Annotated in this window: 12 protein-coding genes; 5 read left to right on the top strand and 7 right to left on the bottom strand. The window is 32.0% G+C overall.

Annotated features, from left to right (window positions below; translation table 11 throughout):
* The first annotated feature begins 13 nt into the window (after positions 1-13).
* Positions 14-2,548 carry an ABC transporter permease gene (locus KMW28_RS11565; protein ID WP_169663289.1) on the top strand — a complete coding sequence of 845 codons (2,535 nt, stop codon included), beginning with the start codon at positions 14-16 and terminating at the stop codon, positions 2,546-2,548.
* On the opposite strand, the gene KMW28_RS11560 is transcribed toward KMW28_RS11565, so the two are convergent.
* Positions 2,538-2,681: a hypothetical protein gene (locus tag KMW28_RS11560; RefSeq protein WP_158297564.1), complete on the bottom strand. Its 144-nt coding sequence runs from the start codon at positions 2,679-2,681 to the stop codon at positions 2,538-2,540. The two genes, KMW28_RS11565 and KMW28_RS11560, sit on opposite strands and share 11 nt — an antisense overlap.
* 150 nt (positions 2,682-2,831) lie before the next feature.
* Positions 2,832-4,010 carry a proline dehydrogenase family protein gene (locus KMW28_RS11555; protein ID WP_169663290.1) on the bottom strand — a complete coding sequence of 393 codons (1,179 nt, stop codon included), beginning with the start codon at positions 4,008-4,010 and terminating at the stop codon, positions 2,832-2,834.
* Positions 4,011-4,171: 161 nt separating this feature from the next.
* Between KMW28_RS11555 and KMW28_RS11550 the strand changes: the two genes are divergently transcribed.
* Positions 4,172-4,750: a nitroreductase family protein gene (locus tag KMW28_RS11550; RefSeq protein ID WP_066206994.1), complete on the top strand. Its 579-nt coding sequence runs from the start codon at positions 4,172-4,174 to the stop codon at positions 4,748-4,750.
* Between the two features lie 98 nt (positions 4,751-4,848).
* The gene (trxA, locus tag KMW28_RS11545) at positions 4,849-5,169 is read left to right on the top strand and encodes a thioredoxin (RefSeq protein ID WP_066206995.1); all 321 of its coding nucleotides are present in this window, start codon (positions 4,849-4,851) and stop codon (positions 5,167-5,169) included.
* Between the two features lie 285 nt (positions 5,170-5,454).
* On the opposite strand, the gene KMW28_RS11540 is transcribed toward trxA, so the two are convergent.
* The 3 genes from KMW28_RS11540 to KMW28_RS11530 form a co-directional block, all read right to left on the bottom strand.
* Positions 5,455-6,183 (bottom strand): YebC/PmpR family DNA-binding transcriptional regulator, encoded by a 729-nt coding sequence (locus tag KMW28_RS11540; protein WP_169663291.1) that lies wholly within the window; start codon positions 6,181-6,183, stop codon positions 5,455-5,457.
* Between the two features lie 15 nt (positions 6,184-6,198).
* Entirely contained in the window at positions 6,199-6,780 is a 582-nt protein-coding gene (gene purN / locus KMW28_RS11535; protein WP_169663292.1) for a phosphoribosylglycinamide formyltransferase, read from the bottom strand.
* A gap of 226 nt (positions 6,781-7,006) precedes the next feature.
* The gene (locus tag KMW28_RS11530; protein WP_169663293.1) at positions 7,007-7,915 is read right to left on the bottom strand and encodes an ROK family protein; all 909 of its coding nucleotides are present in this window, start codon (positions 7,913-7,915) and stop codon (positions 7,007-7,009) included.
* A gap of 198 nt (positions 7,916-8,113) precedes the next feature.
* Here KMW28_RS11530 and KMW28_RS11525 point away from each other — a divergent pair, with 198 nt between their 5' ends.
* Positions 8,114-10,213 carry a SpoIIE family protein phosphatase gene (locus KMW28_RS11525; protein ID WP_158297565.1) on the top strand — a complete coding sequence of 700 codons (2,100 nt, stop codon included), beginning with the start codon at positions 8,114-8,116 and terminating at the stop codon, positions 10,211-10,213.
* Between the two features lie 43 nt (positions 10,214-10,256).
* Here the strand turns inward: KMW28_RS11525 and arsC are convergent, their stop codons facing one another.
* The gene (gene arsC, locus KMW28_RS11520) at positions 10,257-10,598 is read right to left on the bottom strand and encodes an arsenate reductase (glutaredoxin) (protein WP_169663294.1); all 342 of its coding nucleotides are present in this window, start codon (positions 10,596-10,598) and stop codon (positions 10,257-10,259) included.
* Between the two features lie 7 nt (positions 10,599-10,605).
* Positions 10,606-11,610, bottom strand: a complete 1,005-nt coding sequence (gene meaB, locus KMW28_RS11515; protein ID WP_169663295.1) for a methylmalonyl Co-A mutase-associated GTPase MeaB — start codon at positions 11,608-11,610, stop codon at positions 10,606-10,608.
* Between the two features lie 382 nt (positions 11,611-11,992).
* Between meaB and mce the strand changes: the two genes are divergently transcribed.
* A complete protein-coding gene (gene mce, locus KMW28_RS11510) occupies positions 11,993-12,397 on the top strand; it encodes a methylmalonyl-CoA epimerase (protein WP_066207026.1) in 405 nt (134 codons plus the stop codon).
* Positions 12,398-12,672 lie beyond the last annotated feature (275 nt).

Genomic DNA, 12,672 nt, shown 5'->3' with positions numbered 1-12,672 from the left:
TCATTTAAGAATTATGAGAATAAAATTCGTTGTCAACAATTCGATAAGAGACTTAAAACAAAGTATTCAAAAAATTGGCCCATTTATTACTTCAGTTATTGTTGGTATAGCAAGTTTGGTTGCATTGATGACTTTTTCAGAAAATGTTCAAAAAGATTTAAATAGACAATCAAAAGAAATTCTAGGGGCTGACCTAGAGATTAGAGCAAATTATGAGTTAAAAGACTCTATATTAAATCATTTTTCGACAGAGGAAAGTCAATTTATCCGTCAATATAATTTTGCTTCTATTGCTTATAATGAGAAATCATCTAAAAATAGAATGGTAGATCTGAGGGCCTTGGAAAAAGGATTTCCTTATTATGGTCAATTGGAAGTAACTCCTAAAGAAGCCATTATAGAATGGGAAAGAAAAGATAAAATAGTATTTGTAGATAGTGCAGTAATGCTTCAATTAGAAGCAAGTATAGGAGATTCTATTCAATTTGGCCAAACCCATTTTAAGATTGCGGGGACAATAAAAAAAGGAATTGGCCAAAGCAGTATCATGGCGGCAACAGTTCCTATAGTTTACTTTCCCTTCAAATACTTATCATCTACAGGCTTGATACAAAAAGGTAGCCGTGTAAATTACCGATACTTTTTTCAATACCCTGATAAATTTGATGTCCAAAACCTCATAACGGAAAAAGATCAAATAATAGAAAATAATAAATTAAGAGTTGCCACAACAGAGAACAATACAGCCCGAATAGGACGTTTCTTTAATGATATTGATTCATTTTTAAAACTCGTCGCATTCATTTCCTTATTGCTAGGTTGTTTGGGAGTGTCGAGTGGTATATATATTTACATCAAAGGAAAATTAAAATCAGTGGCTATCTTAAGATGTTTAGGGGCAACAACCTCTGAAACATTTTTGATTTATTCCATTCAAATTGTCATTCTGGGATTTATCGGAGGAGTATTAGGAGCAGCAATAGGCTCATTTGCTCAAATATATTTTCCAATACTCTTTTCAGATTTACTAATGGTAGATGTGAGTAATGATTTATCCATACAAGCTTCTCTTTATGGTATTTTATTGAGTATAATAATCTCAGTATTATTTGGTTGGTATCCTTTGCTTCAAATTCTTGATGTTACCCCGGTTTATGTTTTACGAAACCTCAATCTACTGACAACATCAAATAATCTGGATAAAAAGATAACCCTAACATTAGTCATCGGTTTGTTCATTTTTGGATTTGCCTATTGGCAATTAGGTGAAGTTTTAAAGGCTGTTATATTTCTCTTTTCTATAGTATTTGTTATTACACTTTTAGCTATCATCAGTAAAAGTTTTATTTCTATCCTTAGAAAAGTGAAGGTTGGACAACTTCCATTTAATTTAAAGTTTGGAATATCTCAATTATATCGTCCTAATAATCAGACACTCATTCTAGGTATTACTATTGGTTTAGGTGTGTTTTTAATCATTTGTATGTTATCTATTAGAGGAATTCTGATTGATAAAGTTCAAAATGTAGGAAAGGAAGGGGATACCAATCTGATATTTTATGATGTTCAGAAAGGACAAGTTGAGCCTTTGTCAGAACTTTTAAATAAAAACGAGGTAAATATTGAACAGGATGCAGCTGTTGTTACTATGAGTTTGAAATCTCTAAATAGTAAGGATAAAAAAGAAACATTAGCAGATTCTACTCTAAAAGTAAAACGTTGGGTGTTTGATAGAGAGTATAGGGTGACATTTAGAGATCATTTAAAAGAAAATGAGAAAACTGCAGAAGGGACTTGGATAGGAAAGTCTTCAATAAATGAAATAGTTCCAATATCTATTTCAAAATCATTCTTAGAGTCTTCAGGGATGCAATTTGGTGATCAATTACTATTTGATGTTCAAGGTTATAAAGTGAAAACAAAAATTTCTCATATTCGAGAAGTTGATTTCGCACGTATGGAAGCAAATTTTGTTGTCCTTTTTCCGTCAGGAGTATTGGAAGCAGCACCAGCTTTTCATGTGATAGGGGCAAATGTAAAAGACAAAGTGAGGATAAGTGATATTCAATCAAAAGTATTAAAGAACTTCCCAAATATAAGTACAATTGATTTAGCAGTGATCTTCCAATCGTTAAATGACATATTGGATCGAGTAGCCTTTGTATTTAAATGGCTAGGAGGGATTTGTATATTATCGGGATTTTTGGTGTTGTGGAGTAGTTTATCAATTAGCAAGCATCAACGAAAGAATGATGCAGGAGTGTTACGAAGTTTGGGTGCGAAAAGTAGTAATCTGATAATGATAAGCCTCATAGAATATTGTCTAATTGGTTTATTATCATCACTTACTGGAATGCTTCTCGGATGGATTGGAAGCTTTTTATTGGCCTACTTTGTATTTGATATTCCTTTCTTTATAGCAATATCAGATAGTATTTTGGTGACATCTTCAATTGTAGTACTCACCATACTTGTGGGGATTGTTTATATGCGACAGATCACTAAAGTAAGTCCTTTAGAAGTGCTTAGAGATTCAACTATTCAATAGAAGTAGCAGAATTAAATGAATTCATTTCAATCTTAGCTTCCTTTTGCTCAGCTTCTTGATTTTCTGTTAAATAGTGATGTACCCCGACCAAAAAAAATAAGCCTATTACAAAGAATAACAGTCTTGCTTTCATAGATATTTGTTTTTATTTATAATATAGTAGTTTATTTGATCACAATATATAAATATTTTTGTTATTTATAGTATTTTACCTGAAAAAATTAAAACCCATTTAAACAATCAAAGTTTAAATGGGTTTAATCATATTTGATATAACGAAATTCTAACGACTTCGTCTGTTTATCTCATCTTTTACAAGAGTAAGTTCTCTACTTGCTTGTCCTGCAACAGAAGTGTTTTCTTCAGCTCTTCTAAATAAATATGGAAGTGCTTCTTTAACAGGTCCGTAAGGTAAATATTTAGCAACGTTATATCCCTTTTTTGATAAGTTAAATGAGATATGATCACTCATGCCAAATAATTGTGCGAAGAAATAATTTGTATCTGTAGAAGAGATCCCATATTTATTCATTAAGTCAACAAGCAATAAATTTGACTCTTCATTATGAGAACCAGCACATAAAGCAAAGCCTTTGTGGTTATCCATGATGAAGTTCAATGCTGCGTCATAATCTTTATCTGTAGCTTCTTTAGAAGGTTGAACAGGATTTTCGTAACCCATTTTTTGAGCACGTTCTCCCTCTTTTTCCATATAGGCACCTCTTACAAGCTTTACACCTAATATGTATCCGTCTTTTTGAGCATTTTCAAAATCAACTTTTAATTGAGCTAATTTTGCATGTAAATACATTTGATAAGTATTGTAGACAATTGCTTTTTCCTTATTGTATTTTTTCATCATTCTGAAAGCAAGTTCATCCACGGGGCCTTGCATCCAAGTTTCTTCAGCATCAATAAAGATTCTAACGTCTTTTTTATAAGCCGTAGCACATAATAATTCAACTCTTTCTACAACTTTATCCCAATCTATCTTTTCCTCAGAAGTAAGAGTTTCACCAGCGTGTACTTTTTCTAATAAACTAATTTTAGCAATACCAGTAAGCTTAAATACAGAAAATGGGATGTGTTTTTCTTGAGAAGATTTTTCAATAGTTTGAAGAATTTCAGAAACAGTATGGTCAAAACTCTCATCTGTTTCAGCACCTTCTACTGAATAATCTAAAATAGAACCTATTTTAAACTTACCTAACGTATTAATAGTATCGATACTATCATTAATAGTTTCGCCTCCACAAAATTGTTTGAAAAGCGTTTTTTTAACTAAAGATTTGATAGGTAAGTTAACTTTAAATGCAAGGTTAAGACAAGCAGTACCTAACTTAACAAGATTGGGAGATCCCATCATGGCAAATAAGGCGTAAGTTTGTTTTAACTCGTTATCATTTCTCCATTCAAATGCGGTCTTGGTATCTTTAAAATTAACCGTGTTTGTGTCAACCATAGTGGTAGAATTATGTTATATGTGTGGTGTTAGTATTTTATTAAGGTAGGTTTAACCTTAATCTACTACAAATGTAGTTCAACATGTTGAAATAAGTAAGTTTATTCATCTAAAAAATTAATAAACTTCTGTAATTTTGGATAATAAAAATCAATAACAAGATGTACGAACAGATTTCAAAAAACATAAGAGAAAGAAGATCATTTTATCCTTTAGAATATACACAAGAAGAAATCCCTAAAGAGGATATCATGGAATTTCTAGAAGATGCAAATTGGGCCCCTAACCATGGTTTAACTCAACCTTGGCGTTTTGTTGTATTCGAAAAGGAGGGATTACAAACTTTATCTGATGTTCAGGGGAAAGTCTACAAAAAAAATACTCCTGAAGAAGAATTTGAAGAGAAGAGATACGAAAAACTAAAAAAGCTTCCTCTTTTATCAAATTATGTGATCGGAATAATAATGCATAGAGGAACCAATAAAAAAATACCAAAGCAAGAAGAAATGTTAGCAGTGGCTTGTGCAGTTCAGAATATAGCTTTAGGTGTTTCAGCCAAAGGATATGGAGGGTATTGGTCCACAGGAGGTTTAGTCAAATTTCCTCAAGCTAAAGAGTATTTTGGACTTAATGAAGAAGATGAGTTTATGGGCTTATTTTATATCGGTACAATTTCAGGTCAGAAAAAAGTTGGCAATAGAGATAATATATCTGATAAAGTTACTTGGGTAAATGAATGATATTTTACTACATTTGTGCAACCAAATAAAATCTGTGACGTTATTAAAGATAGTTGAACAGATGATAATTTGTTCATATGAAATAAAACATTATCATAATGGGAAAAGCAATAGAAATTACAGACGCTAACTTCGATGAAGTAGTATTAAAATCAGATAAGCCAGTATTGGTAGACTTTTGGGCAACTTGGTGTGGACCTTGTTTGATGATGTCTCCAATCATTGAAGAATTAGCTACTGAATTGACAGATGCTGTAATTGGTAAGTTAGATGTTGATGCTAACCCTCAAGCAGCTGCTAAGTTCGGTATCCGTTCTATCCCAACTATGTTGGTATTTAAAAATGGCGAGCAAGTAGACAAGCACATTGGTGCAGGTTCTAAAGCTGAACTTTCTGAAAAAATTACAGCCCAACTGTAAACAAGGAAAAACATTAAAAGGAAGGGATCTTATTGAGTTAAGGTCCCTTTTTTTGTGTCAATGTACAGTCCTAAAATAACGATACACTAAAACAATCGTTTTAGGGAATGAATATATAGGTGAAGAGTACAAGTTTCATTTATTATTTGGAATGAATAATTGAATAGTTCAAAATAACAAAATTAAAAAAGGTTGTCATTGAACTTTAGTAGTAAAATAGAGATTAGACTCTCTATTAACTACTTGTTCTAAAGACAACCTTAATTTATTAAAAAAGACGTTTTCTTAGTCCATAGAGTGTTCCATTGTATGGAATACATTCTGAACATCATCATCTTCTTCTAGTTTTTCTAATAGCTTATCAACTTCAGCTTCTTGTTCAGCATCTAGTTTTTTAGTAACTGTAGGAATACGATCTAAACCAGATTTGATAACCTCATGTCCTTGTTCTTCTAAAGCTTTTTGTAAAGAACCAAAGCTTGAGAATTCTCCATAAATCATGATAGTATCATCCTCTTCGTCGATAAATACTTCCTCTGCACCGAAATCAATCAATTCTAATTCTAACTCTTCCTCATCAATCTCGCCTTTAGTGATTTTGAAGTGACATTTATGTTCGAACATAAATTCTACAGAGCCAGAAGTACCCAAGCTACCGTTACATTTGTTGAAATAACTACGTACGTTAGCAACAGTTCTATTGTTGTTGTCAGTAGCTGTTTCAACTAATATAGCAATGCCGTGAGGAGCGTAACCTTCAAATAATTTTTCATCATAGCTTGATGTGTCTTTATCAGTTGCTCTTTTGATTGCTCTATCGATATTATCTTTAGGCATGTTCTCTGCTTTACAGTTTTGTAAAACAGCACGCAATCTTGAGTTTGAATCAGGATCAGAAGAACCACCTTCTTTGATAGCAATAACAATATCTTTACCCAAACGAGTAAATGTTTTTGCCATATGTGCCCAACGCTTTAACTTTCTGCCTTTTCTAAATTCAAATGCTCTTCCCATTTTAATATATATTTTTTAGTGTGCTTCTTCTAAAGAATGCTCACTGATTAATTGTTCAATTACTCTTGGAAAATAGAAATGTTCCAATTTTAAAACTTTTGCTCCCACTTCTTCAGGTGAATCGGTTTTGAGGATAGGAGTAGTGGCCTGAAGAATGTATTGACCTTCATCGTAATGTTGATTACAGTAATGAATAGTTATTCCAGATACAGAGTCTTTATTTTCAACTACAGCTCTATGGACATTGATACCGTACATTCCTTTTCCTCCATATTTTGGTAAAAGTGCAGGATGGATGTTAATCACCTTGTTTTCATACACTTCCAAAATACCTTTGTCAACTAGTAATAAGAAACCTGCAAGAATAATGAAGTTGACTTCTTTCGTTTTTAAAAAGTCCAATACCTCACCATTTGAAAAAGCAGCTTTTGGGAAATAATGATTCTCCACATTTAGTTTAGCAGCTTTTTCTAATACGCCAGCTTCTTTTCTATTTGCTAAAACAACAAATTCAATATCTGTTCTTGCTTCAAAATGTTGAATAATTTTGAAAGCATTTGATCCTGTTCCTGAAGCAAAAATTGCTATTTTAATCATCGTAATATTAAGTTTATGCAAAGATAAAAGCTAAGATCATACATACAAATTCATCTTATTTTATTAGTTGTTGTTTGTAATCATCTAAATTATCAAAAATCAATTTTTAAATAATTTGATAATGATGTGTTTTTATTTTTTGCAATAAACATATGAAGGGATGAGTAAACACACATCCCTTCATATTAAATTCCTATTATTGAATCATTTTTTGTGATAATCCAATTTATTTTAATGCTGAAACCCCTAAAGAGGCAGCACCAATAATACCTGCATTATTACCCAAAGTGGCTAATCGAATATCAAGTTTATCGGTATAGTAAGCCGGAAGGAAATTATTGATCACAGCATTCATATTTCCTTTTAGGTAATCGAAAGTTTCGGAAACACCTCCACCAATAAGAATTGTTTTAATATCTAATACTCTCACTAAAGAAACTATTAGTTCACCAACGTATTGTCCCATATCCTCAAATACTTTGAGTGATAGTTCATCTCCATCATGGGCAAGTGTTGCTACCATTTTAGCATCGAATTCTTCAGGTAAGCTAGTAGTAAGTACCCCTTCGTCTTTATACTTTTGTGCCATTTTAATAATACCGGCCTTACCAATGTTTTCTTCAATAGTTCTTCCAGTAGAAGACATAATGTGACCAATTTCTAATCCATTACCGTCTCCACCTTTAAAGATTTTTCCATCAATTACACATCCACCGCCAACGCCAGTGCCTAGTGTTATAAATATATAAGTATCGGGAAGATCTTCTCCTCCAAATTCCAATTCCCCTAAAGCAGCTGCATTAGCATCGTTATCCATTACTATTGGTAGCTGAGGAAAATCTTCTTTTAGAATAGTGACTAGAGGTTTATTAGATAACCCTTCTACGTTAGGTAAATCTAGTGTTGAATTACCATCTGAGGAGATAGTTCCTGGAATACCAATTCCTACAGATTCAATATCTGGGAACTTTTGTAATCTTTTTGCCAATAGTTTAGAAAAGTTGGCACAAAAATCGCCACCTTCTGATACAGAAACTGTGGGGTATTTTTTCTTTTTGATGATGTTACCATCTGCGTCTACGACACCAAATTTTACGTTTGTACCTCCTATATCAACACCTAAAAATTGTTTCATACCTTTACTTTAGTTGGGTTCTAATATTTTTTGATTTATAATTTTAATAAATCTTTTTCTCTTTTTTGATAATAATCGAACATTAATTTTTAGGTAAAGATATTATTTGTCAATTTTTTGTTTGAAATGAAGAAACTTAGGTTCATACAAATATTTCTTTTATTGATAACTGTTACTTTCATAACAGAAGGAAGCACCGTGTCATTAAATGAACCAAGGACTAAAGGGGTTACCAAAGAAGTTGCTTATCATGTAGAATCTTTATTTGAGAAAAGTAATCTTGATAGCATTAAGCTTATTCTTGATAAGTATAAAATCTTTATTGATAAGAATTCTGAAGTAGCGGACCAGCATTGGCTCAACATACAATTAAGTCATTACTTTAGATTGGAAGGATTACTTGATTCTGCCGAGAAATATGGTAGAATATCTTATCAAATTGCCGAAGATAGTTATGACCTTCAATTATTAGCGGAATCCAATATTTTATTAGCTCGAATTTATTTAGACCAGAATAAGACAGTTTCTGCTTTAAATTTATTGAAGGTAGCACATAAAATTGTCAGTGAAACCAATGATGCAGTAAAGAAAGCATCCATATTAATTGATATCGGAGAGATCAATTTACAGTTTAAAAAGTACGTCACTGCTTACGAACATTTTGATGATATTGAGAACTTAAAAAATTCATCCAATTCTCATCATTTAGCATATCTTAAAAACAAGGCTTTATTAAATAAAGGTAAGATTCATATAGTGCTTAAAGAATACAATGAACTTACCAAAATTATCAAAAAGTTAGATGCTCAAAAATCAATTAGTCTAGAAAAAGACTTTGAAGGATATATTCAGCTTTTACTCTTAAAAGGGGAATTAGCTATTGGCTTAAATGATTTGAAACTGGCGAAGAAAATTTTGCTTTTGGCCGTAAAAGAAGCCAATAGAAAACAGATTTCATATGCTAAATTAAATGCCTATATCGATTTAGGTAATTACTATTTAAAAGTAGAAAATTACACTAAAGCATACGAGGCTTTTGAAAAAGCATATGTAATATGTAAGCAAACTAAAAACTTAGAAAAAGAGTACACTATTTCATTAGAATTAGCAAAAACGCTACAGCATATCAACAAAGATCAATCGATCTACTTTTATAAAAAGTCATTAAACTTATCAGATAGTTTATTTAATAAAGAAAAGCTAGCTGCAGTAGTAGATATGCAAACTTTTTATGAAGTTGAAAATCAAAAAAGTGAAAATGTAAAATTAGAAGAGTTGGAGTTTAATCAAAAAGTAAAACTTCAACAAAGAACGCAAGTTCTTTACTTTGCAATGGCGATCCTGTTTATTCTTTTAGTTTTTATTTACTATATCTTTCATATTCAAAAGAAAACAAAACGTCTGAATACACGACTTTCGATGACCAACGATGAATTAGAAATGGCCAAAGAAGCTGTGGAGGATATTAATCAAGATCTTGAAGCAAAAAATGAGATTCTGAAAGTGACATTAGAACATTCTAATGAGCAAAGTAAGCAACTTAATTATCAGAACAATAAAATAAATAGTAGTATCAAAAGTGCTCATTTGATACAATCTTCAATACTTACATCGTCTCATCGGATTGATAAAGCTTTTGAAGATAATTTTATTTTTAATCAGCCAAAAGATATAATTAGTGGTGATTTTTATTGGTTTGTAGAAATTGAGGGCTGGAAGATTTACGCTTGTGTAGATTGTACAGGGCATGGCGTCCCAGGCGCTCTGATGTCGATGATGGGGAATAGTTTACTTTATGAAATCGTAAGAGGTAATAAAGTCTTTCAACCATCAGTAATCCTCACAGAGTTGAACAAATTAGTCGTTCATAACCTTCAACAAGAACATAACGATAACAATGATGGAATGGATATGAGTTTAATTGCAATTAAAGAGAATGACTTATATTTCTCTGGTGCAAAGAACCCATTGTATATCGTTAGAGATGGCGAATTGACTAAGTTGAAGGGAACTAGAAAATCAATTGGTGGTGATCTGAATAATATCTATGAACAACATCATTGGACCATTGAAAAAGGAGATATGGTGTACATGACCACCGATGGTTATCAAGATCAGTTTGGTGGATCAAAAGCTAGGAAATTCATGGTGGGTCAACTAAGAGATTTATTTACTGATATCGCTAATTATCCTACAGATAAACAGAAGAAGATATTGTCTGGGACTATCAACGACTGGATGAAGGAGGGAAGATGGGAGCAAGTCGATGATATGTTGGTTCTGGGTATACGTTTTTAAATAAAATATCCCCTTGTAACTTAATTACAAGGGGATTTTTTTATTAAAGATCTAATACTAAAGAAGGAGGTCTACCAATGACCGCTTTATTGTTTTTAATAACAATTGGCCTTTCAATTAATTTAGGGTATTTGACCATGGCATCGATCCATTCTTGTTCAGAAAGTTCCTTACCCTTAAATTCCTCTTTAAAAATACTTTCTGTTTTTCTAAGAAGTTTCTCAGGATGAATATCAAGTAATTTGATGATTTCTGATAATTCATCTTTAGAGGGTGTGTCTTTAAGATACTCTCTGATTTCTATATTCTCATCAGAATTCTCTTGAAGCAACTTTAGTGATTCTCTACTTTTAGAACATCTTGGATTGTGCCAAATTTTGATCATTGAATAATTAATTTTTCGTGTTTTTATATATATCAATTAATTTTCTAGCACCAGTAAGTGCTGGAACCTTGTTTTGAATTACTCCATTTTCAAGTGAATCAATTTTTTCAGAAACAGCCGAATTATTATAAAAAGATCTTTTTAGGTAGCTTTCTATAGTTTCGTGCATCCAATGCAAGTTTTGTTGCTGTCTATTTGATTGGAAGTATCCTTTTGTTTTCATGTCTTTTTCAAACTTCATGATATTGTCTAGAATATCATCTAAGCCTTCTTTATCTACAGAAGAACATGTCATTACCTTAGGAGACCAGCCTGTTTCTGAAGGAGGGAAGAGGTGTAAGGCATTTTGATATTCAGCTCTTGCTAACTGTCCTCTACGAACATTATCACCATCTACTTTTGTAATAGCGATAGCATCAGCCATTTCCATAATACCTCTTTTTATACCTTGAAGTTCGTCACCAGCACCAGCCAACATCAATAATAAGAAGAAGTCTACCATACCTTTAACGGTAGTTTCAGATTGACCAACACCAACAGTCTCAATAAGAATAACATCAAATCCTGCGGCTTCGCAAAGAAGCATTGTTTCTCTGGTTTTATAATTAACTCCACCTAAAGCAGAACCTGCAGCAGATGGGCGAACATAAGCCAATGGATCGTTGGATAATTCCTCCATTCTTGTCTTATCTCCCAAAATACTACCACCTGAAATCTGAGAACTTGGGTCAATTGTTAGCACCGCTAATTTTTTTTCTTGAGAGGTAATATGTTTGCCAAAAGACTCAATAAAAGTACTTTTACCTACACCTGGTACACCAGTAATACCAACTCTTAAACTATTGCCTGTATGAGGTAATATTTTTTCAAGAACTTCTTCAGCAAGAAGTATATCATCGTCAAGTTTACTTTCTATTAGGGTGATAGCTCTACTTAAGATTATTCTATCTCCTTTGATAATACCTTCAGCATATTCTTCGGCAGATAATCTCTTTCTTCTTCTGTATTTCATGATTCTATATTTTGAAACTGGTATCGCGAACTACCGATGTAAAACTAATAATTCTTTTATCTATAAAACACTAATTCAAAGAATATTTCTAATCTAAATTTTTATTAAGTGTAAATATTTTAGTTATCTAATAATGATCAATAAATAATAAAATTATAAAAAGGTGATAAATGTAATCATTCTAATAATCAACTAATCAGTAACTTATAAATGGAGGGGAGATTTATCTTATCAAATAGATTATAATTTTATGATAATAAATTATCCTTTTGATGATGAATGTTACTGAATTTAACACCCTCAATTGTCAATTTTACGCTACAGAAATTAATACAACAGGTATTGCGAACCACTGTATTTTAATCATTTTAAAAATAAAAATATGAATATTTCACATATCGAACATATCGGAGTAGCAGTAGAAAATCTAGAAGAATCTATCAAGTATTATGAGGAGGTTCTAGGTCTTAAATGTTACGCTATTGAAGAAGTAGAAGAGCAAAAAGTAAAAACTGCATTCTTCAAAGTGGGAGATACGAAAATAGAACTTTTAGAATCAACTTCAGAAGATGGTCCTATTGGCAAATTTGTAGCTAAAAAAGGTCCAGGAATGCACCATATGGCATTCGCTGTTAAAGGTATCGAAGAAAATCTTAAAGACGCTGAGGAGAAAGGAGTACGTTTATTAGACAAAACTCCAAGAAAAGGAGCAGAGGGCTTAGATATCGCTTTCTTGCATCCAAAATCAACTCACGGTGTTCTTACAGAACTTTGTGAGAAGAAGTAGTAAAAAATACTTCAACTCCTTACTAACATACTATTAACAGCGCTGAAAGCTTTTATTATTATCTACTGAGATTGTTGCAAGTCACAATCTTGCAACTATCTCTTTTACTATCAAATTAACTAATCAAACCTTAACCTACCATGACAACAGTAAAACGAACACAGCAAAAGAAAACAACCAACTGTAAGATGACTCGGGACAAAAAGATGGAAACTATTATTAATGAACGGTACCATCAAGTAATGGATCAAGTCGCCTTAGAGAGAAGTTATTTA

Source organism: Flammeovirga yaeyamensis, from assembly GCF_018736045.1.
Taxonomy (GTDB): domain Bacteria; phylum Bacteroidota; class Bacteroidia; order Cytophagales; family Flammeovirgaceae; genus Flammeovirga; species Flammeovirga yaeyamensis.
The sequence above is the reverse complement of the archived record's forward strand: the minus strand, read 5'-3'. Positions and strand labels throughout refer to the sequence as shown.

Coding starts and splice junctions, on each gene's coding strand:
- KMW28_RS11550 (WP_066206994.1), top strand. CDS start 4,172: ATGTACGAACAGATTTCAAAAAACATAAGAGAAAGAAGATCATTTTAT.
- arsC (WP_169663294.1), bottom strand. CDS start 10,598: ATGATCAAAATTTGGCACAATCCAAGATGTTCTAAAAGTAGAGAATCA.
- trxA (WP_066206995.1), top strand. CDS start 4,849: ATGGGAAAAGCAATAGAAATTACAGACGCTAACTTCGATGAAGTAGTA.
- KMW28_RS11540 (WP_169663291.1), bottom strand. CDS start 6,183: ATGGGAAGAGCATTTGAATTTAGAAAAGGCAGAAAGTTAAAGCGTTGG.
- purN (WP_169663292.1), bottom strand. CDS start 6,780: ATGATTAAAATAGCAATTTTTGCTTCAGGAACAGGATCAAATGCTTTC.
- mce (WP_066207026.1), top strand. CDS start 11,993: ATGAATATTTCACATATCGAACATATCGGAGTAGCAGTAGAAAATCTA.
- meaB (WP_169663295.1), bottom strand. CDS start 11,610: ATGAAATACAGAAGAAGAAAGAGATTATCTGCCGAAGAATATGCTGAA.
- KMW28_RS11565 (WP_169663289.1), top strand. CDS start 14: ATGAGAATAAAATTCGTTGTCAACAATTCGATAAGAGACTTAAAACAA.
- KMW28_RS11530 (WP_169663293.1), bottom strand. CDS start 7,915: ATGAAACAATTTTTAGGTGTTGATATAGGAGGTACAAACGTAAAATTT.
- KMW28_RS11555 (WP_169663290.1), bottom strand. CDS start 4,010: ATGGTTGACACAAACACGGTTAATTTTAAAGATACCAAGACCGCATTT.
- KMW28_RS11560 (WP_158297564.1), bottom strand. CDS start 2,681: ATGAAAGCAAGACTGTTATTCTTTGTAATAGGCTTATTTTTTTTGGTC.